Source organism: Ralstonia mojiangensis, from assembly GCF_023955645.1.
Lineage (GTDB): Bacteria > Pseudomonadota > Gammaproteobacteria > Burkholderiales > Burkholderiaceae > Ralstonia > Ralstonia mojiangensis.
In genome coordinates, this window is record NZ_JAMXHU010000005.1 from 414,513 (window position 1) to 439,778 (window position 25,266).

The window sequence follows — 25,266 nt, forward strand, 5'->3', positions numbered from 1 at the left end:
CACCTGGCCCAAAGAGGGCTTCCCCCTAGGCCGATCCAAAGAAAAAGGGACGGAAATCGCTTTCCGCCCCTACTTTTCGCCCTTCTTCCTTCTTCTTTTTACGCGCGGCGGCAAAAAAATGCCGGTCCGCAGTTGCCTGCGACCGGCCTACCCCCTTCCCCTTTTGTCCTGCCTGAGCCCCTGTGCTTTTCCTGCTCTGTGTTCCTTGCTCTTTTGTTCTTTGTATTGTTATGTGCCGATCTGGCCGGCTATTCCCGTATTTCCCGTACTGCTACCCGTATTTCCCGTCCGCCCTTTTTGTCCATCCCCCGGCGGTTCTGCAAGTCCCGTGTTCCCGTATTCCTGCAATGCCGTTATCAGGCGTCGACCGTCTTTTCTGCGATCGCATCAACCGGAGCAGCGACGCGCTTTTTCTTTCCTGCGCGTGACGGCGGCTGGCACACACCGCACACAAAATCGTGGTGCAGGTCGTCTGCGTGGGCCACAAAATGGCCGGTGCAGCGCTTGCACTTCACGGTGTGCAGCATCTTCCCCTCGAAGAACTTGAGCATCATCCACGCGCGGGTGATCGAGAGCACCTCTTCCTGTTCGTGGACGTGAATATGTTCCTGGTACAGCTTGTAGGCCGAGATCAGGCGGCGCACACCAGTGCTGCGGCTGTTCTCGCCCAGAAAACGATAGATGTTCAGGAAGATCGACGAATGGATGTTCGGCGACCACGTCAGGAACCAGTCTGCCGAGAAGGGCAGCATGCCCTTGGGCGGCGATTCCCCACGGATTTCCTTGTACAGCTTGACCAGCCGCTCACGACTGAGCGTGGTTTCTTGTTCCAGCAATTGCAGGCGCGCACCGAGCGAAATCAATTCCGCTGCGAGGTGGATCTGCTGAACTTCGTTCATGACGCTGGTGTGACGCATGGCACTGCTCCCGCTACGCTTGCTACTCATCCAAAGTGCAATCTCTGAACCCGGCGAAAAGGCCGCCGCAAATGGCTCAGCTGATCTGCTCAACCGCCTGACGTGCCAGCAGGATCGACATTTGCGATTGCTGCAGGCCCTTGTCACGGTGCGGCTGGGTCACCAGACCCAGGATGGCGTGATCGTCGAAGCGGAAGCGGCACAGCATCATGTTAGTGCTGGCCAGCTTGACGATCTGCGCGGGCGACATCGTCAGCAGGATGTCAGCCAGTTCTTCAGAGATGCCGAGGCGAAACAGTGCGGCATCCCGATCCTTGGCCAGCATCTGCTGGGCAAGCATCAAGTAGGTGAGATTCAGTTCGCTGATCTCGGAAACAATGTCTTGCGTGTCCATGTATGTCCCGTCGTGTGCAGTAAAAGTACAACCTGCATCCGATCTCGCATGGTGATGTCCGGTTGGCGCTATTTTTTTGCGCCTACCCTCGCCGGGCGGTTCACCAATCCCCACAGATCGGATGTTCCTGCAGTCGGCGCCGTTGCCGGCACTTCCTGCTCCTTCTTACTCACGTCGCTAAAGACATGGCGAAGTTGTTTTCTGTTGAACACATTGTGGGTTTACGTCCGGGGTAAGTAAAGAAGGGGGGACCCCTACGTCGGAGGGGTGAGGTAGTCCGTTCTCTTGTAGGCAATTTTCCTACAAATCTGTTAATAAACGTTGCAAATGAAGCCTTTGCCGACGCAACAGCCCTGGGTGGACGATGCGCTAAAGCGGGTGTTTGACACGTATTTACCCCAATGAACGGCGAAAGATAGCAATTAAATTGCCTAAAGTTGTCAGAAATCGACAAAGAAGACGTCGCACTTCTGCGACTGTGAGCATCGGATGCCGGGTTAACCGCTTGTAGGACACTTCTGACCCACTCCTACACGCCGTGTAGGACAGTTCCGACCGGCTTTCGGCCGGTTTTGTAGGATCGCTCCTACAGTCGAATGGCGATTTTGTAGGACAGCTCCTACCAGTTTGTTTATCTAAAGCAGACACGTCTTACTAATAGATACAAAAATGGAGAGGAAGACCCACTTGCCTGGGCGGGAAAGGACGGACCATGCACTTCCTTTGGTGCGGCGCCGCAAAAAGTGCCGCATGGTCGTCTGCAGAAAGAAAAAACGCGGGAATTCTGATGATCTGGCAGCCGCCGCTCTTGTAGGACAGCTGTAGGACAACGTGAGCTGCGCTACATCGTCAGTCGTGGTGCGGCGGGGTCCAGCGGGCGCGCAATACGGTGCCCGTGGCAGATTCGGTGATGACGAGCGATTGCCCGTCTGGCGTGAGTGCAACGTTGGTGGTGGTGCGCCCCCGGCACGACGCGATGCGCGCCAGCGGTTCACCATGCGGCGAAACGACAAACACCGCGCCCAGCGAGGCATGCGCGACGAACAGGTGGCCGGCTGCGTCCATCGCCATGCCGTCGGGGCCGCTGGTGCCGTAAAACTGCGCGAAGCGGCCAACCTTGCTCGTGCTGCCGTCAGCAAGCAGCGGCAAACGCCAGACGGCGTTGTCGCGCGTCATGGCGACGAACAGCGTGGATTCGTCTGGTGTCAGCACCAGACCGTTCGGGCTTGGTCCGTTGGCGAGCAGGCAATCGAGCCGGCCATCCGTGCGCAGGCGATACACGCGGCCGGTCGGGTCATGCAGGCCGGTCTGGCCTTGGTCGGTGAAATACACATCGCCGTTGCGGGCGATGATCAGATCGTTCGGGCCTTTGAAGCGCTCGCTGTTGCGACGAGTCAGGAACGGCGTGACCACGCCCGTCGCGGGGTCCAGCGACAGCAACCCATTCTTATAGTCCGCAATCAGCAGCGTGCCGTCGTGGCGCAGCGCCAGGCCGTTCGGTTCGCCGTCGTATTCCGCCACCACATCCCAATCGCCCTGCGCTGAGACGCGCAAGATGCGGCCATGCGGAATATCCACCAGCCACAGATTGCCGTGCGCATCCCAGCATGGGCCTTCCAGAAAGCAATCGACCGGCGCGCCGCCTTTGTTCGCGCGGGACCATTCGGTCGGCACCGGGCGACGTAACGCGCTTGGCATCTCCGCAAAGACGGTGGTTTCGATGATGGGCCAGTTGAAATACGTCATGGCGCGGCGGCCGATTCAGGTTGGGTCAGATGCCGCGTGGCGTGGCCGGTATAGCGATACGGCAGTTGGCGCGGCATTGGGCCCTTGTTGCGCTCGCTGCGGCCGCTTTGCTCCCAGGCATGCGCCAGGATGCCGACGGCCCGTGAGAGACAGAACACGCCGCGCGCCAGCGGCGCCGCAAAACCCAGTTCCGCATAGATGACGGCCGTGGCGCCGTCGATATTCATCGGGATCGGCTTGCCCTTGCGGCCCGAGAGCAGCGCTTCAATGGCGCGGCCGATGGCGGCATAGCGCCCGCCGACCACGCCGTCCTGCGCAGCCTCGTCCACGAGCGCAAGCAGGCGCCCCGCGCGTGGGTCGACCGGGTGGAAGCGATGCCCGAAGCCCGGCAGGTATTTGCCATGCGCCGCAATGAACGCATCCACACCGGCCGCCGTTGCAGCCTCCAGTGAGGCCCCGTCAAACATGCGCGCCTCGATATCGTGGAACAGCTCGACGGCCTGCTGCCCCGCCCCGCCGTGCACGTCGTCCAGCGCGTTCAACGCAGACGCCATCGCACCGTTGAGCGGCAGACCACAGCTCGTCGCCATCTTCGCGATCGCAATGGATGGCGCATGCGGGCCGTGATCGACCGACGCCACCAGCGCCGCTTCCAGCAAGGCCGCCTGCCGCTTGGCCGGCAGTTCGCCGCGCAGCATCAGCCAGATCATTTCGGCAAAACCAATCTGGCCGATCAGCTCCTGGATCGGGTAGCCGCGCACATGGATGCGGCCCGGTTCGATGTCGATGATGTCGGTGCGCCAGTAATCGGCAGCGAGGCCGGCGGCGTCCTGTGTCGGTGCGGTCGTCATGATCAGATGGCGCCTTCAGCGCGCAAGGCTGCGATTTGGTCGTGGCGGTAGCCGAGCCTGGCGAGCCAGTCATCGGTATGAGCGGAGAGCGACGGAGCGGGAGTCTGCGGGCACGGGTCTTCGCCCGAGAGGCGGAAGCCCGCGCGCGTCACGTGCTGCCCCGCTTCCGGGAACGAGGTGACGAAGCTGCGTCCTGTCACCTGCTCGTGCGCCAGCACGCCAGGCACGTCAAGCACCAGCCCGGCCGGCACGCCGGCTTCGATCAGCAGCGGTTCCCATTCGGCAGCCGAGCGCGCGGCCAACGCCGCTTCCAGCGCGTCGTTGAGCTGCTGGCGATGTTCCTTGCGTGCATGGCGCTCGGCAAAACGGGCGTCGGTGGCAAGATCCGGATGACCGACCACGCGGCACAGCGCGGCAAATTGCTTGTCTTCGTTGGCAGCGATATTGATCAGCCCATCGCCCGTGCGGAACGTGCCCGAGGGTGCCGCCGTGAAATTCTGGTTGCCCATCGGGTGCGGCGTCACACCGGCATTCAAATAGTTGGAGACGACCCAGCCCATGGTGGCGAGCGTCGATTCCAGCATCGACACATCCACCATGCAGCCCTGCCCCGTGCGTTGCGCGCCGAGCAGGCAGGCGGTGACGGCCAGCGCCGCCGTAATGCCGCCCACCGTGTCGCTGATCGGGTAACCCACGCGCAGCGGCGCGGATTCGTCATCGCCCGTGACGCTCATCACGCCGGAAATGCCCTGGATGATCTGGTCGTAAGCGGGTCTGCTGCTGAGCGGGCCATCTTTGCCGAAGCCCGAGATGGCGCAATAGACGAGACGCGGGTTGACCTCGCGCAGCACGTCGTAGCCTAGTTCGAGGCGGTCCATCACGCCGGGGCGGTAGTTTTCGATCAGGGCATCGGCCTGCGCCACCAGTTTGAGCAGAATCGCCCGCCCTTCCGGGTGCTTCAGGTTGACGGTGACGGACTGCTTGCCCGCATTGACGGCGACGAACGAGGCGCCCATCTTGCGGCGCGCCTGCTCCGGATCAGCGCCTAGACGGCGCGCGAGATCGCCATTGCCGGGCACTTCCACCTTGATGACTTCAGCGCCGAGCAAGCCCAGCTGATAGCCGCAGAACGGCCCGGCCAGCACGTTCGACAAGTCGAGCACGCGCAAACCCGCGAGAGGCAAAGCCATGAAAACAACTCCTGCTACACAATCGGCTCCGCCCCTCGCCCCGCTCAGGAGGTTGGGCGTCTTGGCGGAGCCTAGGTTTTCTGGATGAGCTGAGCGGCGAGACGCAGCGGCGCGGGGTCGCCACCCAGCGTGGACGTGATTTGCGCGGCGTGCTCCAGCACCGGCACGCGCCACGATTGCAGCAATGCCCCGTCGATGCGCGAGGCCGGACCGGCAAGGCACAGCGCACCCCGCAGCGCCTGCTGCACGCCAAACACCGGCACCGACAGGCCCACCGTTTCCCGATCGCGCTCGCCGATCGACACGTAGTAGTGATCGCGCCGGATCGCGTCGTACGTGGCGCCTTGCATGCCCGAAAACGCGCACAGCACGCGCCCGCCCGAACCGCGCTCCAACGGCAGCACATCGCCCTCGCGCACGTGATCGCGGATCGAATGGTTCGAATCCACGCGGTGCAGGCACACACGCACATCGCGCTCGCGGATGTAAAGCGACACCGCCTCGCCCGTGGCTTCAGCCAGCGCGCGCATGTGCGGCAGCACCACGTCGCCCAGACGCATGCTGCGCTGGTAGAGCGCGCCGAGCATCAACGGCGCGGCGCCGATCTGGTAACGGCCGTCTTCCAGGCGAAACAGCATGCGGTGCTGGATGAGCGAGCCGGCAAGCCGCAGGATCGTGCTCTTGTAGAGCCCGGTGCGCGCGGCCAGCTCGGCCAGCGTCAGCGCGTAATCGCCGGGGCGGAACGCAAACAGGATCGAGAACGCGCGGTCCAGCGCAGCCACGCCCGACTGCCCCGGCGTGGCGGCATCGCCTTCATTGGCGGCGGCGGTCTCGTTCTGTGTGGTTTGGCGCTCTGCGGTCATGGCGTGTTGGGCGAGACGGTTCACTTCACCGTCTTCAATGCTTGGTCGACGAAGCGGTTAGTGTACGTTTTACTCAGGTCGATCTTGGCGTTGCGGATCTTTTCGTCGTAGCTGGAGAGCACCGTCAGGGCCACCTTGGCATCGGCATCCGTCATCAGGCCGTCCTTGGAAAAGATCGGCTTGGAGTGGCGCAGCGCATCGACAAACACGTCGCGCCCGCCCACCTGCTGCTCCTTGGGCATCTTGTCGGCAATGGCCTCGGGCGTGCTGGCATCGATCCACTTGAGCGTGCGGATGAAGGCGTTCACCAGGCGCTGTACCGTCTCCGGATTTTTCGTCATGAAGTCGCGCGTGACGTACAGCGTGGCCGTCGGGTAGCGGCCGCCAAACACGGCGTTGGAGCCGGCATCGGTGCGCGTATCCACCAGAAACTTGGCGGCGCGGCGCTTCTCCAGCAGGCTCGCCACGGGGTCGAAATTGACGAGCGCGTCGATCTCCTTGCGATCAAGCGCCACCATGCCCGGCGCGCCCGACCCCACGGCGATGTACGACACGTCGTTGACCTGCAGACCGTTCTTGATGGCGTAGTAACGTGCAAACAGGTCGGTGGACGAACCCGGCGCCGTGATGCCGATCTTCTTGCCCTTCAGATCCTTGCCGCTCTTGATATCCAGGTCGGGCCGCACCGCCAGCACAATGCCGGGCGTGGTGTTGAGCAACGCCACCGACACAATGTCCTTGCCCTGCGCCTGGATGTGGATGGTGTGGTCATAGAAGCCCACCACCGCATCGGTCGAACCGGCAATCAGGGCCTGCAGCGCCTTGCTGCCGCCAGCCTGGAAGTTCTCCACCTTCACGTTGAGCCCTTCCTTCTGGAAGTTGCCCAGCGACTGCGTGAGCGGCACCGGCATGTAGTTCAGGATCATCGAGCCGACCGACAGGCTCACATCCTTCTTTTCTGGCTCGGCGGCGTTGGCTGCCGAACAGACCCCCGCACACAACAGGGCCGAAATCCATCGCTTCATGGTTGTCTCCATCATTGTTATTGGGTCAGGCATTGGTTTCGGGATCGGCCTTCGGGCGCCACACGAGCAACTTGCCTTCGAGCGCGTCAACGCTGCGGTCCAGCGCAATCACGAATGCGGACAGCACGACGATCCCCGAGAACACGCCGGTGGCATCGAACACGCCTTCGGCCTGCGCAATCAGGTGGCCCAGGCCGGCTGACGAACCGAGGTACTCGGCCACGATCGCGCCCATCACGGCCATGCCGACGGAGGCGCGCAGGCTGGAGAGAATCCAGCTCGTGGCGGACGGTACATACACGTGGCGCAGCAGGCTGATGCGGCTGGCCTTGAGCAGTCGCGCATTGGCCAGGATGACGGGGTTGACCTCGCGCACGCCCTGGTACGTATTGAAGAAGGTAATGAACAGCACCATCGTTGCGCCCAGTGCCACCTTGGAGGTCAGCCCCAGCCCGAACCACATCACGAAGATGGGCGCGAGCAGGATGCGCGGGATCGCGTTGAAGACTTTGATGAACGGGTCGAGCACCTCCGCCGCGAGCCTGGACAAGCCAAGCCACAACCCCAGGCTGATGCCGAGCAGCGTGCCGATGCCGAACGAGAGAATCGTCTCGGCCAGCGTGATGGCGAGGTGCGTGTAGATATCGCCGCCGGTGAACCATTCCCAGATGCGCGCGACGATGGACGACGGCATCGAGAAATAGAACGGGTCCACCACGCCCGCGCGGCCCAGGCCCTCCCACGAGCCGAACATCAACACCACCACGGCCAGTTGGAACAGGCGGATCTTGGTCTTGTGCGCGAGACCGGCGCGCGGCGTGCCAACGGCGGGCATCGTATTAGTGCTGGACGGCATGGCTCTTCTCCACCTCGGTGCCGAGGATCGACCAGATCTCGCGATACAGGCGGATGAACGCGTCGGACATGTTGATTTCAGACACGTTGCGCGGGCGCGGCAGCGTGATTTCCACATCGCCAACCGGATGGCTGGCAGGCCCGGCGGACATGACGACCACGCGGTCGGCCAGGGCGATGGCTTCTTCCAGGTCGTGCGTGATGAACAGCAGCGATTTGCGGTCTTCCTGCCAGAGCCGCAGCAACTCGCTCTGCATGAGATGGCGCGTGTGCACGTCCAGCGCCGAGAACGGTTCGTCCATCAGCACGATCTTGGGCGAGAGGATCAGCGTCTGCGCCATGCTGATGCGCTTCTTCTGCCCGCCCGAGAGCTGATGCGGATAACGCGCCTCGAAGCCGGCCAGGCCGACCTTCTTCATCCACGGACGGGCGCGCTCGCGGGCCTCGTCCACCGGCACGCCCTGGAACACCAACCCCAGGGCGACGTTGTCCAGCGCCGTCTTCCAGGGCAGCAGCGAGTCCTGCTGCATCATGAAACCGGCATTGCCGTTGAGGCCGGTCAGCGGTTCGCCAAACACGGTGACAGTGCCTCCAGCCGGCTTGAGCAGCCCGGTCACGGCGTTGAGCAACGTGCTCTTGCCGCAACCCGTCGGGCCCACCACAGCCACGAATTCGCCTTCCCCAATCGACAGGTCAACGCCTTGCACCGCCGTGAAGCTGCCGAACCGCACCGAAACCTGATTGAGCTGCACCGCCGGCAACCCGGCGTGGAGTCGGCCACTGGCGGCCGGAAGGGAAGAAAGCATGGGCGTCTCCTTGAACGCGCCTGATTCGATGCGTTCTGTTTGATGGAATTTAGTTCTATTTTATAGACCATCAACATTGGAGTTAACGGGCGTAAACCCGTAAACAGCGGGTCACCGTCCGAAATTTCTTGGCATCATGCCAAGGCAACACCTTATTTTGTTCTTTCTGAAGAAATTATGTTCTTATAGACAGAACGATAAGAAACGTACATTTGGGAGAATTGTTGGTACGAACGCTAAAGTTTTCCGCCCGCCATCCGATGAAGGGCGTACTGATCAGCGAGACGGCCATGCAACTTTCTTCCCCTTCCGTATCTACCGCGACCGCCGGCGCATCGGGCAGCGGGAGCAGTTCGGCCGGCGACATCGAGCGCCTGCAGCGCCAGCTCAAGAACCTGCAGAAGTCGATGCAGGATCTGCCCGCGCAGAATCTGCCGCCGGACCAGGCCCGCGAGCAGGCACAGCTGCTCAGCCAGCAGATTCAGATCGTGCAGGCGCAAATCGCTCGCCTTCAGGCGCAGAACGGTTTGGAGCAAGCGCAAACCCGGTTAGAAAACCGGCACAACGCATCCAAAAACGCTTCGGGCACAGGCAATACCGACGCAGCGGCCAAGGCCCGTACGACGGACAAGGTGACCGGCTCGTCCACGGCGAGCGATGCCCGCCAGCACACCCGCCAAGCAACGCAGGCACAGTCCGCGCAGTCAGCCCATCCCGCCAGCGCTGAGGCCATCACGCCGGCCAAGCCACCGCTGGTTTCGGTCAGGGCCTGACCGGCGGCAACGCGGCGGCCGCCTTACCTTGATGGCGCCCACCGCCGATGCCTGACCACCTCCTTCCTCACCCCCTCCCTTCGGGGGGACGCCAGCGTGCGGTGCCGACAGCGACAATCGCCGCGCCGCCGTCCTGTGTGCGGCATCGAGAACACGCATGACCTCCGCCGCCAGCGACGCCCTGCCCCCGACCGCCCCCGCCGACCCGCATCCGGCGCGCACGCCTTCGCGCAATTTCTTTGCACGCCACTGGCGCGGTGATTACAGCCTCGCCCGCTCGTATTGGTTGCATACCGCGCTGATGCAATTTGGCGTGGTGGCGCTCAGCGCCGGTGTCACGCATGCGCTGGCACATAACGCACCGGCGCGCGCGGCATCAGCGGCGCTGCTCGTGATTTACGTGATGGGATTGACCCTGTGGATCTGGGCGGTGGTGGGCACCTGGCGCTCCGCCGACCGCGAGCAAGCGCGTAATCGGCTTGCCGGCATGTCAAACCTGTGGCCGCTGATCGCCAAGGTGATGATCGTGCTGGGCGCTGTCGGCACCAGCTCGCGCGTGATCAACGATGGGCCGCGCCTGGGCGCGCATCTGCGCACCGCGCTGGGTGAGCAAGCGGCGTCGCCGTTTACGGTGATGCCGCAACGCGATGGGCGCGCCATCCTCTTCAACGGCGGCATGAACGACGGCGCCGCCGATGCGCTGGAAGCCGCGCTGCGCAAGGCGCCAAACGCCGTAGCCGTGGTGCTGCGCTCCGAAGGCGGGTGGCTACGCGAAGGGACGCTGGTGGCAGATGTCATCCGCCGCCACCATCTGCGCACATATGTCGAGCGCACCTGCGCATCAGCTTGCACGATCGCCTTCCTCGCAGGCGCTGACCGCGCCGCCGCACCGGCTGCACGCATCGGCTTCCACCGCCCGCGCGCGGTTGGCGCCGATCACGACCAGACCCCCGGCGCCACCGACAGCGAACTCTGGCGTGCATATGCAGACGCCGGCCTGCCCGATGCCTTCGTGCGCCGCGTGCAGGACACACCGTTCGACCAGATGTGGTTTCCCACCACACAAGAGCTGCTGACGGGCCACGTCGTCACGCGCGCATCGCCCGGTGGCGAATACGCAACCATGGCCACGCAGTTGAATACCCGCGAAGCTTTGGCGGCGGAACTGCGCAGCGCCCCGCTGTATGCAACGCTGGAACGCAAGTACCCCGCGCACTTCAGCCGCCTGATCGACACGCTGTGGCCAGAACTGCAGCGCAACGTTACGGATGCGCGGGCGGTGACGCTGCTGCGCGAGCAGACGGGCAAGCTGTACCGCGCGCTGATTCCGACTGCACCCAACGCGCTGCTCTTTGCCAACGCGCAACTCACGCTTGAACAGGCCCAGGCACTGCAGCGCATGAGCCCGGAAGCCTGCGTGGCCTATCTGGACGGCACGTCCGGGGCAAGCGCCGCAGCCGCACGATTGCCGCGCACCCTCGTCACCCGCGAGCAGGCCTTGTTCTCAGACCTGATGCAGGCAGCCGACCCAGACCACGCACCGGTTGTCACACGCGCACAAACCCTGCCGGTGCTGCAATTGGCCGTTGCCGCCCTTCCGCTCAATGAACAGCGCGTGCTGACCGTGCCCGCACTACGCCACTCCGCGCCGCCCGCCGAACGCTGCCAGGCGCTGATCGGCTTCTCCCGCTCGATCCTGGCCCTGCCGGAAACCGAACGCGCGCTGGCGTTGCGCGGCATGTATGCCGATACATCCGCGCCCGATTCGTAGCAAGACGCTTCAGGCTGAACTTCAGGCTGACCGCAACGCGGCCAGCGACGCCCGCTGGCGCCCTTCTTCGTCAAAGTTGTCGGGCGACAGCCATTGCTCGAATGCGGCTCGCACCTGCGGCCAATCCGCATCGATGATGGAGAACCACGCGGTATCGCGGCTGCGGCCCTTGTAGACCACCGCCTGGCGGAAGATGCCTTCGAACTGGAAGCCCAGCCGTTGCGCAGTCTGCCGCGATGGCGCGTTCAGGCTGTCGCACTTCCACTCGTAGCGCCGGTAGCCGAGGTCTTCAAAGACGTGCTTCATCAGCAGGAATTGCGCTTCGGTCGATGCCGGTGTCCGTTGCAGCAACGGCGAGAACGTCACCGCCCCAACCTCCACCACGCCGTGATCGGGCGTGATGCGCATCAACGCCAGCGTGCCGACCGGGCGATCCGTGCGCGCGTCGATCACCGCGTATTGCAGCGGATCGCGCTTCGCCGCAATGCGCTCGATATAGGCGCGGTGTGCCGCCCTATCGGCAAACGGGCCTTCCACCATGTATGTCCAGACGCGGTCGTCCTGCGCCTGGCTGAACGTATCGAACAGCGCGTCGGCGTGGCGCGCAGCGTCAAGCGGCTCCAGCCGGCAGTAGCGACCGGCGACCGGCGCGTGCGGCGGCAGCGGCCGGGCCGTCCAGCCGGACAGCGGCGCACCAATGGGTTGCTGATAAGCGTTGAGCGTGGGCATGCGTGAAACCTGAGTCGAGAACAACAAGGAGCCTTCACCCTACAGAACTTCGTGGCTCCATGAAAAGAGCCATGGAAACGCACTGCGATGGAGCCACACCAACACCCCAACCCCGGATTAATCCGTTCGATACCCCGCTACGCGCCGATAGCGCAGGTCCGTGCAAATCGATATGTTGGCGACGGGGGAAGACGGCGTCACGAATAGGCGCGGGCATAGGCATTGCTGTGCTGGGGTATGCACGCGCCCTCGGAATCGTCCGCCATCTTTTCTGCCAGGAGCCCGCGAGTGGCGCCGTTCATTACAGAGTGGTACCGCCGCTGGAGCCGCGGCGTCCGATACGCAGGCGCGGCCGCATGGCTTGTTTTGGCCGGCATGGCACCTTGGTGCCCGGCCTTGGCGGCGCCCAGGTTCGCCTACCCCATCACGCAGCGCATTGACGCCGGCGCGAGTCTCGCCCTTCCACGCACGTGGGGCCCATTGCGGCTGAACACCGATACGCCCATTCCTTCTGTTGCGGAGACCATCAATTCGCCCTTTGGCCCATCTCGATTGGTATTTGCGCAGCAGACCGTCGCGCCGGAGAGCTTCGCGCTGGTGACGGTACGCAAATCCGATTTCGACAAAGGCACGCCCGATTACCTGGAAAGCCTGCGCTCGCGCGATCTGGCAATTCTGCTCAACCACATGGAATCGCGCGTGCATGGCGATCGCCCAGCCTGGGCTGCCCGCCTGTTGCGCGGCAAGGCACCTACGCAGCAGGTGCTGGCCGGGCGCCGGGTAATTTACTGGGAAGGCGAATGGAGCACTTCAACGGCGCGAACGGTCGTCGTTCGCGGGTATGCGTTCTTCGGCAACGGCGCGGTCTACCTGCTTCGCATATTCGGCACCGCCGGGCACAACAGCCCCGCTGAGTTTGCCGAAGAGGCACGTTTTGCCGATTTGGTCGCTGCGACCTTTCGCACAAAGTAGGCGTTGGAGCCGTCGACGGGCAAATTGTTGCGACGCAACAACACGTGTGACACGCGTGCCGGCCCTGGCACGCAAGCGCTGGCCTGTCCACGCAAGCTCTGAAATTTGTTGTTACTCTTGGAACAGTCTGTTCACTCGTACTTGTATTGTTCTTCCGCATTGCAACACCTACACTTCGTGAAAGTTGTTCAGACATCGATTGCCTGGACAAGCAATGCAAGTGTTGTAAGGAGAACAATGATGAAATGGTTGGATATTGGCGCCGTCATGGCCGCCTGGATTGCGAGCTGCGTTGCAGCAGGCTGGCTCATCAGCGCCGCCGCCTTCCTGGCTTAACGCCCTCAATTGCCCTAAAAGGCAAAACGGCCGAGCGGGACCCCTCCCCGCCCGGCCATGAATACCCCGGTTGATCGATCCGTCAGGCTGGTTTCTGACCTGCCCACTGAACGAATTGGTCGACAAACCCCTGCAAGAACTGGCGCGTCCGCGCATCTGCCACCCCGCCCTGGGCATCAAAGGGCTCCCCCGCAAAGTGGAAGAACACCTCCGGTAACGGCAAGACCTTCACGCCGACCGCCGCGAGCACATTGCGCAATTGCGCCTGCGACAGCGCCGTCCCGATGGCGCCCGGCGATGCGCCCGCAATGCCCGCCGGTTTACCGGCCCACACGCTTTGGCCGTACGGCCGCGAACCCCAGTCAATCGCATTCTTCAGCACGCCCGGTATGCCGCGGTTGTATTCCGGCGTGACGAACAGCAGCGCATCCACGGCCCCCACCGCGGTCTTGAAGCGCTGTACCGGCTCGGGCAGATTGGCATCCAGATCCTGGTTATAGAGCGGCAGCTCGCCAATCTCGATGAACTGGGCCGTCGCGTCCGACGGCAGCAAGCCTGCCAGCGCCTGCGCCAACTGGCGGTTGAACGACGCCTTGCGCAGGCTGCCGACGATCACTCCGATAGTCAGATTGCTCATGAACACTCCTTGCGTGCAAAACAGTTCGGGTGGCGCTGACGCTCAATCCGCCGTCGCCGGCTCCGGGGCCACCTCGCGTTTGAGACGGTTGATCAGGGCGAACATCAGGGGGTTCAGCAGAATCGAGAGGATCGCCGCCGACAACAACAGCCCCCGCGCCCGGTCGGGCAGGATTTCCAGGCTGATCCCCAGCCCGATCAGGATGAACGAAAACTCGCCGATCTGCGCGAGGCTGGCAGAAATCGTGAGCGCCGTGCGGTTGCCGTGACCAAACGCGCGCACCACCGCAAACGCTGCCAGTGACTTGCCTACCACCACAATCAGCACCGTGCCGAGCACCGCCCAGGGGTCTTCAATCAGCACCCTCGGGTCGAACAACATGCCCACCGACACGAAGAACAGCACCGCAAATGCGTCACGCAAGGGCAGCGATTCTTCCGCCGCGCGCTGGCTGAATTCGGACTCGGCCAGCACCATGCCCGCAAAGAACGCGCCGAGCGCGAACGACACGCCAAACAGCACCGTCGCGCCGTAAGCGACGCCCAGCGCGGTGGCCAGCACGCCCAGGCGGAACAACTCACGGCTGCCCGTCATGACTATGCGTTCCAGCATCCACGGGATCACGCGGCGGCCCACCACCAGCATGAGCGCGGCAAACGCCACCACCTTCGAGAGCGTGACGGCCAGCACCTTGACGATGTCCCACGTGCTGACCGCCGTGCTGCCGGCGCCCCCCAGCGCCCCGGCCAAGGCCGGCAGCAGCACGAGCGTCACCACCATCACGAGGTCTTCCACGATCAGCCAGCCGACGGCGATATGGCCCTCGTGCGAGTTGTCGATGCCGCGATCCTCCAGCGCCTTGAGCAGCACCACCGTGCTCGCCACCGACAGTGCCAGCCCGAACACCAGCCCCGGGCCCCAATCCCACCCGAGCAGCCAGGCCAGGCCCATGCCCATGAGCGTGGCCAGCGCAATCTGCCCGATGGCACCCGGAATGGCGATGGCCTTGACCGCCAGCAACTCCTTCATCGAGAAGTGCAGCCCCACGCCAAACATCAGGAGGATCACGCCCAGTTCGGCCAGTTGCGGTGCGAGGCTTTGATCGGCCACGAAACCGGGCGTGAACGGCCCGGCCACCACGCCCGCCATCAGATAGCCGACCAGCGGCGGCAGCCGCAGGCGCTGGGCGATGGTGCCGAAGATGAAGGCCAGCACGATGCCACCGATGATGGTGGAGATAAGCGGGGTGTCTACGTGCATGCGGTCCTGGATTGGAATGGGGCCGGGTTCAAAGACGGAGGGGCGGAAACGCTAGGCGGGGCCGGGCCGGCCCTTGTGCGACAACCGCGGCGCGGATTTGTTCACGTTGCGTCACAACTATAAGGATTGCCCTTTGCGAAACCTTACGAAGCAAATGTCATGCAGAAGACATCGCGCCAAAAACACCGCTCCTACACTGCGCCGCAGACCCGCTCCCCCAAGGCGGCCACCAAGGAGACAACGCATGCGCTACGCCAACAAGGTCCTTTCCGTGGACGAGGCCATCGCCCACGTCCGCAGCGGCAGCCGCCTGATGCTGGGCGAATTCGTGGGCGCCGGCGAGCCGGCCTGCTGCATCGAGGCGCTGCTCGCCAGCGGCATCGGGCAACTCACGCTCATCACCAACACGCCGGGGCTGCGCGGCGGCTTTCTCAAGGCACGGTTGTTCAGCTCCGGCCAACTGGCCGAGTTCATCGGCACGCACGTCGGCACGACGGACGAATCGACGCAGGCTTACCTGACCGACGCTGTGCGCGTGGCCGAGTTCTTTCCGATGGGCACCTGGGCCGAGAAAGTGCGCGCGGGTGCGCTGGGCCTGGGCGGCGCGCTCGTGCCGGTGGGCGTGGGCATCCTGGACCAGCCCGGGATGTTTCCCAAGCGGGGGGCGCCCAAGCCGACGATCACCGTCGATGGCACGACATGCTTCGTCGAGCCGCCTCTGCGCGCTGACGTGTCGATCATCAAAGGCTGGCGCGCCGATACCTTCGGCAACGTGGAGTTTCGCGGCACGGCACTGCAGAACCAGCGCGACATCGCCATGGCCGGCGACTACACCATCGTCGAGGTGAACGAGATCGTGGAGGTGGGCACGATTCCGCCCGAGCGCGTCGGCTGCCCGGGTGTGTTCGTCAATGCGGTGGTGCAAGGGCTGTCGCTGGACGACCAGCACGCGCTTTACAGGCACCACTGGACGAAGCTTGGCCGCCTGCCCGCTGCCGATGCGTGATCGTCAGACCCACAACGAGGAGACCGCCATGCAAGCCCTGCCCGAAACGCCCAAGCAACGCATCGCCGCCCGCTGCGCGCAAGAACTACGCGCGGGCGAAGTCGTCAACCTTGGCCTGGGCATCCCCACACTCACGGCCAACTACCTGGACGCCAATGCCGGCGTCATCTTCCATACCGAAAACGGCGCCTTCGGTTTTGGCGGACGCCCGCCGCTGGACGCCATCGACAGCGACTTCACCAACGCCGGTTGCGAGCCCATCACCCTGCTGCCCGGCGCGGCGCTCATGGACCTCGCCACGTCGCTGGGCGCAATGCGCAACGGCTACATCGACGTGACGATCCTCGGCGCGTTGCAAGTGGATGCGCTGGGCAACCTCGCCAACTGGGCGTGCGATCGCAACGGCAAATGGTGGCCTGGCATTGGCGGGGCGATGGACCTCTGCTACGGCACGCGCAAGGTGATTGCCGCGCTGGCGCACACCGATAAGCACGGCAACTCCAAGATCCTGCCGCGCTGCACGCTGCCGCTCACAGGCCAAGGCTGCGTGAAGGTCATCGTCACCGAACATGCCGTGTTTGACGTAACCGATGCGGGGCTGGTGCTGCGTGAAATCCTCTCGCATGCGACACTCGACGACATTCGCGCCATGACGGCAGCGCCCTTCACGCTGGCGCCGCTGCTGCAGATGCGCGCCGCCTGAGGAGACTGCATGCCCGCCACCGTCGATTGGTTCTTCGATGTCATCTCGCCGTTTGCCTACCTGCAGCTCGAACAGTTCGATGCGCTGCAGCAGGCAAACGACATCGTCATCCGCCCGCGCCCGCTGGTGCTTGGCGCAATCCTGCATCACTGGGGGCAAAAGGGCCCCGCCGAAATCACCCCCAAGCGCGTGTTCACGTACCGGCATGCGCTGTTTCGCGCGCAGCAGCTCGGCATTCCGTTTCGCATGCCGCCCGCGCACCCGTTCAACCCGATCAAGGCGCTGCGGCTGACGATCGCGATGGGCGGCTCGCTCGATGCCGTGCGGGCGGTGTTCCGGCATATCTGGCGCGACGGCAACGATGTGGCATCGCCGGAGGGTTTTGCCGCGCTGTGCGAAGCGGTCGGCTTTGCGGAAGGCGCAACGGCTGTCGACCAGCCCGCCGTGAAAGACGCGCTGCGTGCGCACACCGATGCGGCTATCGCGCTCGGCGTGTTTGGGGTGCCCACGCTGGTGCACAACGGCGAGCTGTTCTGGGGTGAAGACGCCACCGAGATGTTTCTGCAAAGCCTGCGCGCCGACTGGCTCTCCACGCCCGAAGTGCAACGCGTGAGCACGTTGCCGGTGGGCATTCAACGTGGCTGAACACGACACAAACTCGCGCCCCGGCATCAGCCGCGCACGGCTGGCGCATATTGCGGCGTGGTCGATTGAGCTGCCACCGGATGAAGCGGACCGCGCGTGCGCTGGCATCGTCGAGAAAACCTATGCGCGCGGCGCCTGCATCTGCCCGAAGAACACGTTGCTGGAAAGCTGGACGGGCGTGGTCACGGGTCTCATCAAGATCGGCACGGTGTCGCCCGAGGGGCGCAGCGTCACGTTTACGGGCGTGCCGGCCGGCGGCTGGTTTGGCGAGGGCACGGTCCTCAAGAATGAGCCGCGCCGCTACGACATCGTTGCGCTGCGCGACACGCGCATGGCCTTCATGGACCGAGCCACCTTCATGTGGCTGGTGGAAAACAGCGTGGCGTTCAACCGCTTCCTGGTGAAGCAGCTCAACGAACGGCTCGGGCATTTCATGGCGCTGCTGGAATACGACCGGCTGCTTGATGTGACGCCGCGCCTGGCGCGTTGCATTGCGTCGCTGTTCAACCCGGTGCTCTACCCGGGCGCGGGCGACCACCTGGAAATCACGCAGGAAGAACTTGGCTTGCTCTCTGGCATGACACGGCAAGTGGCCAACCAATCGCTCAAGGCCCTGGAGAAAGACGGCGTGGTGCGGTTGGAATACGGCGGCGTGACGGTCGTCGACCTCGATCGGCTGCGCAGCTACGGCGCCTGAAGACGCCGTCTTTATTAACGAATCTTCATCCGGCGCAGCGGGCCGCACCCGCTAGAATCGCGGCACAACAAGACAAGATCGTTACGCTGCGGCATGCGCCCCACGCGGCCGCAGCCGGAAGAGGGAACAGGGCAACGCACACCGTGCGTGCCTGCATCTATGCTGCCGATTCATCTGCTTTCCACCGGCAAGGCATTGCCGGAACACCAAGTCACGTCCGCCGAGCTGGATGCCCGCCTGGGCCATCGGGCGGGGTACGTGCGCAAGAAGTCCGGTATCGACGTTCGCCACCATGCCACGCTTGCGGAGCACCAATCGGAGCTTGCCGGCGCTGCCGTGCGCGATGCGCTGCGCCGCGCAAACGTTCCCGCCGCATCCATCGACCTGTTGATTTCCGCCTCGGGCGTGCAGGAGCAGGCGCTGCCCAACACGGCCACGCGCATCCTGGAGCCCGCAGGGTTGCCGGCCGGCACGCCCGCGTTTGACGTCAACGCCAGTTGCCTGAGCTTCCTGACGGCGCTGCACGTGGCAAGCAGCCTGCTGACCACTGGCGCGTACAAACGCATTGCCGTGGTGGCGTCCGACCTGGCCTCGCGCGGCATCGACTGGGACGATGCCGAGACCGCGTTGATCTTCGGCGATGGCGCGGCGGCAGTCATCGTTGAGGCGGCATCTGCGGTGTCCAGCAAAGGCATCCACGCGTACCGCATGGAGACCTACCCCGCCGGCAAGGCCTATTGCGAAATCCCTGCAGGCGGCACGCGTCGCAACCCGCGCACCGGCGCGCAACCCACCGATTACCTCTTCCACATGGACGGCAAGCGCGTGTTCAAGCTCGCCTCGCAACTGATGGACGGCTTCCTCGATCGTCTGTTCGCGGGCAGCAATTACACGCTGCGCGACATGCACGTCGTCGTGCCGCACCAGGCGAGCCACCTTGGGATGCAGCATTTGCGCAAGCGGCTGGGCGTGCCAGAAGCCAGCGTGATCGACATCTACGCGCAGCACGGCAACCAGGTGGCCGCATCGATTCCCACCGCGCTGCATGAAGCGGTGACGCGCCAACGCATCGAGCCTGGCAAGCCGGTCTTGCTGGTTGGCACGGCAGCCGGCCTGACGCTCGGCGGCATGGTGCTGACACTATGACCACGCTTGTGACGGGGGCCACGGGCGGGCTCGGCCGCAACGCGGTCGATGCACTGCTGGCACAAGGCGCAGGCGTACGCGCGACGGGGCGCGATGCCGCGCAGCGCGAGGCCTTTATCGCACGCGGTGCGGACTATGTACCGGCCGACCTCGCACGCCTGACGCCGAGCACGCTCGATGCGCTGCTTGATGGTGTCGACACGGTGTGGCATTGCGCGGCGTTGTCATCTCCTTGGGGTGCGTACGACGCCTTCTACGCGGCCAATGTGCGCGCAACGACCGCTCTGACCGAAGGTGCCGTCAAGCGCGGTGTTCGCCGCTTCGTGCACATCTCCACGCCGTCGATCTACTTCGACTACCAGCATCACGCCGAACTGCCCGAGAGCTATCGCCCTGCCCGCTTCGCCAATCATTACGCGGCCACCAAGATGCTGGCAGAAGCGGCCATCCAGCAGCAGGTCGCCACACAGAACCGCACGCACTTCGTCATCCTGCGGCCGCGTGGGCTGTTCGGCCCGCATGACCGCGTGGTGCTGCCGCGCATCCTGCATCTGCTGAAACTGCGCGGCGGCGTGCTGCCGCTGCCCCGTGGCGGCGCAGCGCGCATGGACCTGACCTATCTGGAAAACGTGGTGCACGCCATGCAGTGCGCCACCACGGCGGACGTACCTTCGGGCGCCGCCTACAACATCACCAATCACGCACCGGCCACGCTGCACGATCTGCTCGATCAACTGCTGGGGCAACAGCTCGGCCTGCGCTACCGCATCCGCGCCGTGCCTTATGCGGCCATGGCATTGGCCGCACGCGCCATGGAATCGGCCAGTGCCATCACGCACCGCGAGCCGCTGCTCACGCGCTACAGCGCTGCGGCCCTGCACTACGACATGACGCTCGCCAACGACCGCGCGCGCATCGAACTCGGCTACGTGCCGCCCATCGACATGGCCGAAGGCATCCGCCGCACGGCCCACTGGTTACGCGAACATGGCAACGTTGTCCGTTTTTGAAGCCGGTTACTGCACGCACACCGCGTGCGTGGCACTGCGCGGCGCGGGCTTGCGCACTTGCGCCTTTCCGGCGCGCGCATGGCTGATCGAAGCCGCCGGGCGACGCTGGCTGTGGGACACGGGCTATGCCTCGCATTTTCATGACCACACGCGCAGCGGCTTGTTTGCAATCTATCGCAAGGTCACGCCGGTGTATTTCGATACATCGGAATCCATGGCAGCACAGCTCGCACAACATGGCATGCGCCCCGCTGACCTGGATGGATTGATCGTCTCGCACTTCCACGGTGACCACGTTGCCGGCCTGCGCGACTTTCCGGGCGTGCCGGTCATCTGCTCTGGCGAGGGATGGATGCACCTGCGTGCGCTGCGAGGTGTTTCCGCGTTACGGCGCGCTTTCGTGCCCGGGCTGTTTCCCGAAGATTTTGAAACGCGTACGCGCTTTGTCGAACAGTTCGAGCAAGTCGCGCTGCCGCCAGAGCTGGCACCATTCACATCCGCCTGGGCCTTGCCCGACAGCAACGGCGACGTGCTGCTCGTGCCGCTGCCCGGCCACGCTGCCGGGCACCTCGGCGCCTTCGTGCGCACGCAGGAAGGCTGGGTGCTGCTGGCCGCCGACGCCGCCTGGTCACCGCTGAGCTATCGCGAGTTGCGCGGGCCGTCGGTGCTGGCGTATTCCATCATGGAAGACCGCCATGCCTACTTCGATACTCTGCGCAAGCTGCACGCGCTCGATGCCGGCGGCCACGTGCGCATTCTGCTCACGCACGAGGGCGCATTGTGACAACGTTACATCGCCTGCTGTGGTCTTACTGGCAAACGCGCCGGTTGCGGCTGCCTGATCGCGCCGCGCTGGAAGCGCATCAACAGCGGCAGATTGCCCGCTTCACGCAACACGTGCTGACCCGTAGCCCGTACTTCCGCCCGTTCGCATCGAAACCGATGCACGAATGGCCGTTGATGGACAAGGCCACGATGATGGCCAATTTTGACGCGATGAACACAGCCGGCCTGCGTCTGGCCGACGTGCTGGCGTGTGCGCAACAGGCCGAGCAGTCACGCGATTTCCGTCCTACGGTCAGGGCGTATTCGGTGGGCTTGTCTTCCGGCACATCGGGCGGACGCGGCGTCTTCGTCGTCAGCCCGACCGAGCGCGCGCAGTGGGCCGGCATCCTGCTCGCCAAGCTGCTGCCGCGCGGGTTGTTGCATGGCGAACGCGTCGCGCTGTTCCTGCGCGCCAACAGCAATCTGTACACGGCCGTGCGCAACCCGTGGCTGACGTTTTCGTTCTTCGATCTGTTTGCGCCGTTCGATTCGCACCGCGCGCCGCTGGAGGCATTGCAGCCAACCATCATCGTGGGGCCGGCGCAGGTGCTGCGTGCGCTTGCCATCGAGAAGTTGGCCGGCCGGCTCGACATTGCGCCGGTGCAGGTGCTGTCCGGTGCCGAAGTGCTGGAGCCGATGGACCGCGCGCTGCTTGCGCAGGCCTTCCGCAGCGTCGGCGAGGTCTATCAGGCAACCGAAGGTTTCCTGGGTGCGACCTGCCCGCACGGCACGCTGCATCTGAACGAAGCGCACGTGCACATCGAGCCGCAATGGCTGGACGCGCGCCGCTTCGTTCCCGTCATCACAGATTTCACCCGCAGCACGCAGCCCATCGTGCGCTACCGGCTGGATGACATCCTCATCCGCCGCGACCCGGCGCTTGGCGCTTGCCCGTGCGGCAATCCGGCCATGGCCATCGAGCGCATCGAAGGCCGCTGCGACGACACACTCGTCCTGCCCGCGCTGGGCGGCGGCACTGTCACGCTGTTTGCCGACGTGTGTTCGCGGGCGCTGGCACAGGCGCTGCCGCTCCACGCGGACTATCGCCTGGTGCAGACCGATGCGAACACGCTCGCGTTGTCCATTCAACCAGCCGACGCCGACATTGCACGCGCGTGCCGGGCGCACCTGGCCGATGTCTTCGCCTGCCAGGGGGTCGATGCATCGCGCGTGACGTGGCACGCCACGCCCGAGCGCATCGCCACCGATTTCACCACCAAGCGCCGCCGCATCGTCCGGCTCGCGGCGCCGAGAGCGGCACGATGAGTCCGCTCGCCACGCGCCTGCGTCATATGGCCTTGGGCTGGTGTTCGGTGGGCCTCGTCTATGGCCTCTGCGGAGCGCTGCAAGGCGTTGGCACGATCATGCCCGAGACTGCACTGGACCGCGCCATTCCGTTCAGCACGTCAGGCATCTGGCTGTACGTGTCGTTCTTCGCGCTGATTCCGTTGGCGTATTTGCTGGCCGACATGTCTCGCCTGCCCTGGCTGGAACGCACCATGCAGATGAGCGCGCTGGTGAGTGGTGCGGTGTTCCTGCTGTGGCCGACCACGCTGCACTATCCGCCGCTGGCCGATGCATCGCTGCCGGCCAGCGTGCAACGCATGCTGATCGCCGTGGATTCGAGCCAGAACTGCCTGCCCTCGCTGCACGGGGCGCTTACGCTGCTCTCGGTGTGGGCGCTGGCCGATTCGCGCAGGCCGATGCGCACGGCGCTCGCCGCAGCCTGGGGGCTGGGCATCCTGTACGCCACGATCCAGACGCGCCGGCACGTCGCACTTGACCTGTCGGCAGGCGTGGCCGTGGGCGTGCTGTGCGGTGCGGCTGTCCGTCTATGGTTGGCGCGGCGGGCGTCAACGCTCTCTATCGAACCGGTGTCCACATGAATGCCTTTGCCCTGCCGCTTGCATTGATGCTCGGCTGCGTGCTGCTGGAACTGGCTGCGCTCAAGTGGTGGCGCGGTCAGCCGCTGCCGTGGCGCGACGTCATCCTCAACCTCAACTCCGGCCACGTGCTGATGTGGCTGTGCCGCGGCGTGGAAGTCTCGGGCTTCACGTGGCTATATGCCCATGCCAGCCTGCATTGGGTGGATGGCTGGCATCCGGTTGCGGGCTGGGCCTTCGCGTTTGTCGCTTGGGATCTCGGCTTCTACTGGCTGCACCGCATGCACCACAAGCTCGGCTTTCTGTGGGCGATCCACGCCGTGCATCACGAGGGCGAGCATTTCAACCTGTCGCTGGGCGTGCGCAACGCGTGGCTGTCGTCGCTGACATCGCTGCCGTTCTTCATGCCGCTGGCGCTGTTGGGCGTCACGCCGGAGATGTTCGTAGCGGTGTCGGGCCTGCATTACTCGGTGCAGTTCTACAACCACTGCGGCTTGGTCGGCCGCTCGGGGGTGCTGGACCGCTTCATGGTCACGCCTGCCAACCATCGCGTACATCACGGCTGCAACCCGGAATACATCGACCGGAACTTCGGCGGCACGCTGCTCCTGTGGGACAAGCTGTTCGGCACGTATCAGCGCGCGCTGCCCGACGTGCCGATCCGCTACGGCGTGCACAAGCCCACCCACAGCGACAACCCGTTCTGGGCCAACGTGGTGCCCGCATTGCAATGGCTGGGGTTACGCACGCCACAGTTGCAACGCGATACGCGCGCCACGCCCGCCGGCTGGATCGCCACCGGAGGTGTGCTGCTGTTCGGCGTGGTGATCGACTACGTACGCACCGATGGCCTGTGGCCCGGGCATTGGCAAGCGGTTTGGTTCGCGCTCATCCTGCTGCTCACGCTGGCGCTGGGCGGCTTGTCGGATGGGCGCGCCTGGGGCCGCTGGCTGTGGCCGCTGCTGGCGCTTGCACTGCCCGTGTTGATGATCGGCGCATGCGGCGCGGGCGATGCGTTGTCCGACACGTTGGCCGTTGCACTCGGGTTGCATGGCCTGGTCTGTGGGCTGTGGCACGTGCTGCGTGCCGAATCGCCGCTTTCTTCATCGCCGCATGCCGAATCTCGCTAAGCTCCGCTACGCTTCACCGCGCTCGTCGTCGCTGGCGGAGGATTTGCGCCAAGCCGCGCACGAACATCTGCAAGCAAACGGCGATCACCGCTTTGCCGATGCGAAGCTCGTCGCCAAGGGCGCCTTCCTTGTCGTAGTTTCTGCACTGCTGTATGGGGTGATGGTGACAGCCAAGAGCACGATAATTTTCGTGCTCGCCTATGTGGCCTTTCCGTTCATCGCAATGCTGCTGGCGATGAACGTGCTGCACGACGGCGCACATCGCGCACTCTCTCCGTGGCCATGGCTGGATCATCTCATGACACGCGTGACCGCCATCCCGCTCGGCATCGAACCGGCCTATTGGGCGGTGCGCCATGTGCACTATCACCACGCGCATGCCAACGTGGAGCACTACGACCTGGACACCGCCGCCAACCGCTTCCTGCGGCAGACGCCTTTTCAGCCGTGGTATCCGCAGTTTCGCTACCAGCATCGCTACTGGCCGCTGATTGCCGCGCTGTCGTTGCCGTACATCAACTGGATCTACGACTGGTCGGACCGCCTCGGCCTCACGCCGCTGACCACAGACCGCGTGTTACCCGGCTTGCGCGGGTGGGCGACGTTCCTGTCTGCCAAGACCTTGCACTTGCTTATTGCCGTGGCGGTGCCGGCCTGGGTGGCGCATCTGCTTGGTCTCGGCTGGGGCTGGGTGGCGTTCGGCTACTTCGCGGGGCAGATGCTGGCCTCGTGCGTGCTGGTGGCGCTGATTCTCGGCACGCACTGGGCAGACGTGACGTTCTATCTGCCGCCCGAATCGGGCCAGTTGCCCCACACGTGGCACGAGCATGCATTCCATACCGCCTGCGATTGGCAACCGCAACCGGCGTGGATCGGCTATTGGCTTGGCGGCTTGAACTGGCACCTGACGCATCACCTCTTCCCGACGTATAGCCACCGGCACTATCCGGCGCTGGCAGCACGTGTGGCGGAGGTGGCGCGCACCCATGCGCTCGACTACCGCGCGCTCACCTACGGGGAGTTGCTGACCGCGCAGCAGACCTTCCTGCGCGCCATGGGCCAACGCCCGAACTGACACGCAGGCAACACGCGCGGC

At 64.5% G+C, this 25,266-nt stretch carries 26 protein-coding genes; 14 read left to right on the top strand and 12 right to left on the bottom strand.

The window, feature by feature from the left end; genetic code table 11:
* Positions 1-356: 356 nt before the first annotated feature.
* From flhC to NG898_RS22345, 9 genes are all read right to left on the bottom strand, one after another.
* Positions 357-917: a flagellar transcriptional regulator FlhC gene (gene flhC / locus NG898_RS22305; RefSeq protein WP_092972206.1), complete on the bottom strand. Its 561-nt coding sequence runs from the start codon at positions 915-917 to the stop codon at positions 357-359.
* Between the two features lie 76 nt (positions 918-993).
* Positions 994-1,311, bottom strand: a complete 318-nt coding sequence (flhD, locus tag NG898_RS22310) for a flagellar transcriptional regulator FlhD (protein ID WP_004627783.1) — start codon at positions 1,309-1,311, stop codon at positions 994-996.
* Positions 1,312-2,160: 849 nt separating this feature from the next.
* On the bottom strand, positions 2,161-3,057 hold the full coding sequence (locus NG898_RS22315) for an SMP-30/gluconolactonase/LRE family protein (RefSeq protein ID WP_252694472.1): 897 nt from the start codon (positions 3,055-3,057) through the stop codon (positions 2,161-2,163).
* Complete coding sequence (locus NG898_RS22320; RefSeq protein ID WP_252694473.1) at positions 3,054-3,908, bottom strand: citryl-CoA lyase; 855 nt, start codon at positions 3,906-3,908, stop codon at positions 3,054-3,056. Before NG898_RS22320 ends, NG898_RS22315 begins: the two co-directional genes overlap by 4 nt.
* A 2-nt stretch (positions 3,909-3,910) precedes the next feature.
* The gene (locus NG898_RS22325; RefSeq protein ID WP_252694474.1) at positions 3,911-5,098 is read right to left on the bottom strand and encodes a CaiB/BaiF CoA transferase family protein; all 1,188 of its coding nucleotides are present in this window, start codon (positions 5,096-5,098) and stop codon (positions 3,911-3,913) included.
* Between the two features lie 71 nt (positions 5,099-5,169).
* Entirely contained in the window at positions 5,170-5,961 is a 792-nt protein-coding gene (locus NG898_RS22330) for an IclR family transcriptional regulator (protein WP_282562328.1), read from the bottom strand.
* Between the two features lie 20 nt (positions 5,962-5,981).
* Complete coding sequence (locus NG898_RS22335) at positions 5,982-6,986, bottom strand: ABC transporter substrate-binding protein (RefSeq protein WP_252694476.1); 1,005 nt, start codon at positions 6,984-6,986, stop codon at positions 5,982-5,984.
* A gap of 25 nt (positions 6,987-7,011) precedes the next feature.
* Entirely contained in the window at positions 7,012-7,842 is an 831-nt protein-coding gene (locus tag NG898_RS22340; protein ID WP_252694477.1) for an ABC transporter permease, read from the bottom strand.
* Positions 7,826-8,647, bottom strand: a complete 822-nt coding sequence (locus NG898_RS22345) for an ABC transporter ATP-binding protein (RefSeq protein ID WP_252694478.1) — start codon at positions 8,645-8,647, stop codon at positions 7,826-7,828. The genes NG898_RS22340 and NG898_RS22345 overlap by 17 nt, the downstream gene beginning before the upstream one ends.
* 260 nt (positions 8,648-8,907) lie before the next feature.
* Between NG898_RS22345 and NG898_RS22350 the strand changes: the two genes are divergently transcribed.
* Positions 8,908-9,420, top strand: coding sequence for a FlxA-like family protein (locus NG898_RS22350; protein WP_313903627.1), 513 nt, complete (start codon positions 8,908-8,910; stop codon positions 9,418-9,420).
* Positions 9,421-9,577: 157 nt separating this feature from the next.
* On the top strand, positions 9,578-11,191 hold the full coding sequence (locus NG898_RS22355; protein WP_252694480.1) for a COG3904 family protein: 1,614 nt from the start codon (positions 9,578-9,580) through the stop codon (positions 11,189-11,191).
* A gap of 21 nt (positions 11,192-11,212) precedes the next feature.
* Here NG898_RS22355 and NG898_RS22360 read toward each other — a convergent pair whose 3' ends face one another.
* Entirely contained in the window at positions 11,213-11,920 is a 708-nt protein-coding gene (locus NG898_RS22360) for a GNAT family N-acetyltransferase (RefSeq protein WP_252694481.1), read from the bottom strand.
* Positions 11,921-12,316: 396 nt separating this feature from the next.
* Between NG898_RS22360 and NG898_RS22365 the strand changes: the two genes are divergently transcribed.
* Entirely contained in the window at positions 12,317-12,892 is a 576-nt protein-coding gene (locus NG898_RS22365; RefSeq protein WP_252694482.1) for a hypothetical protein, read from the top strand.
* A gap of 418 nt (positions 12,893-13,310) precedes the next feature.
* On the opposite strand, the gene NG898_RS22370 is transcribed toward NG898_RS22365, so the two are convergent.
* On the bottom strand, positions 13,311-13,865 hold the full coding sequence (locus NG898_RS22370) for an NADPH-dependent FMN reductase (protein ID WP_252694483.1): 555 nt from the start codon (positions 13,863-13,865) through the stop codon (positions 13,311-13,313).
* 42 nt (positions 13,866-13,907) lie between these two features.
* The gene (locus tag NG898_RS22375) at positions 13,908-15,125 is read right to left on the bottom strand and encodes a cation:proton antiporter domain-containing protein (RefSeq protein ID WP_081785357.1); all 1,218 of its coding nucleotides are present in this window, start codon (positions 15,123-15,125) and stop codon (positions 13,908-13,910) included.
* 244 nt (positions 15,126-15,369) lie between these two features.
* Between NG898_RS22375 and NG898_RS22380 the strand changes: the two genes are divergently transcribed.
* The 11 genes from NG898_RS22380 to NG898_RS22430 all read left to right on the top strand — a co-directional run bounded on the left by NG898_RS22380 (position 15,370) and on the right by NG898_RS22430 (position 25,245).
* Positions 15,370-16,131 (top strand): CoA transferase subunit A, encoded by a 762-nt coding sequence (locus NG898_RS22380; RefSeq protein WP_252694484.1) that lies wholly within the window; start codon positions 15,370-15,372, stop codon positions 16,129-16,131.
* A 28-nt stretch (positions 16,132-16,159) separates the two neighbouring features.
* The gene (locus tag NG898_RS22385; RefSeq protein WP_252694485.1) at positions 16,160-16,834 is read left to right on the top strand and encodes a 3-oxoacid CoA-transferase subunit B; all 675 of its coding nucleotides are present in this window, start codon (positions 16,160-16,162) and stop codon (positions 16,832-16,834) included.
* 9 nt (positions 16,835-16,843) lie between these two features.
* Entirely contained in the window at positions 16,844-17,479 is a 636-nt protein-coding gene (locus tag NG898_RS22390; RefSeq protein WP_252694486.1) for a 2-hydroxychromene-2-carboxylate isomerase, read from the top strand.
* Positions 17,472-18,176, top strand: coding sequence for a Crp/Fnr family transcriptional regulator (locus NG898_RS22395; protein ID WP_252694487.1), 705 nt, complete (start codon positions 17,472-17,474; stop codon positions 18,174-18,176). Before NG898_RS22390 ends, NG898_RS22395 begins: the two co-directional genes overlap by 8 nt.
* 147 nt (positions 18,177-18,323) lie before the next feature.
* Positions 18,324-19,322, top strand: coding sequence for a 3-oxoacyl-[acyl-carrier-protein] synthase III C-terminal domain-containing protein (locus NG898_RS22400; protein WP_315862503.1), 999 nt, complete (start codon positions 18,324-18,326; stop codon positions 19,320-19,322).
* Entirely contained in the window at positions 19,319-20,332 is a 1,014-nt protein-coding gene (locus NG898_RS22405; protein WP_252694488.1) for an NAD-dependent epimerase/dehydratase family protein, read from the top strand. Before NG898_RS22400 ends, NG898_RS22405 begins: the two co-directional genes overlap by 4 nt.
* Positions 20,310-21,116, top strand: a complete 807-nt coding sequence (locus NG898_RS22410; RefSeq protein WP_252694489.1) for an MBL fold metallo-hydrolase — start codon at positions 20,310-20,312, stop codon at positions 21,114-21,116. Before NG898_RS22405 ends, NG898_RS22410 begins: the two co-directional genes overlap by 23 nt.
* Positions 21,113-22,423, top strand: coding sequence for a F390 synthetase-related protein (locus tag NG898_RS22415; RefSeq protein WP_252694490.1), 1,311 nt, complete (start codon positions 21,113-21,115; stop codon positions 22,421-22,423). Before NG898_RS22410 ends, NG898_RS22415 begins: the two co-directional genes overlap by 4 nt.
* The gene (locus NG898_RS22420) at positions 22,420-23,043 is read left to right on the top strand and encodes a phosphatase PAP2 family protein (RefSeq protein WP_252694491.1); all 624 of its coding nucleotides are present in this window, start codon (positions 22,420-22,422) and stop codon (positions 23,041-23,043) included. Before NG898_RS22415 ends, NG898_RS22420 begins: the two co-directional genes overlap by 4 nt.
* On the top strand, positions 23,040-24,170 hold the full coding sequence (locus tag NG898_RS22425) for a sterol desaturase family protein (RefSeq protein WP_252694492.1): 1,131 nt from the start codon (positions 23,040-23,042) through the stop codon (positions 24,168-24,170). Before NG898_RS22420 ends, NG898_RS22425 begins: the two co-directional genes overlap by 4 nt.
* Positions 24,154-25,245 carry an acyl-CoA desaturase gene (locus tag NG898_RS22430; protein ID WP_252694493.1) on the top strand — a complete coding sequence of 364 codons (1,092 nt, stop codon included), beginning with the start codon at positions 24,154-24,156 and terminating at the stop codon, positions 25,243-25,245. The genes NG898_RS22425 and NG898_RS22430 overlap by 17 nt, the downstream gene beginning before the upstream one ends.
* The last annotated feature ends 21 nt before the right edge of the window (positions 25,246-25,266 follow it).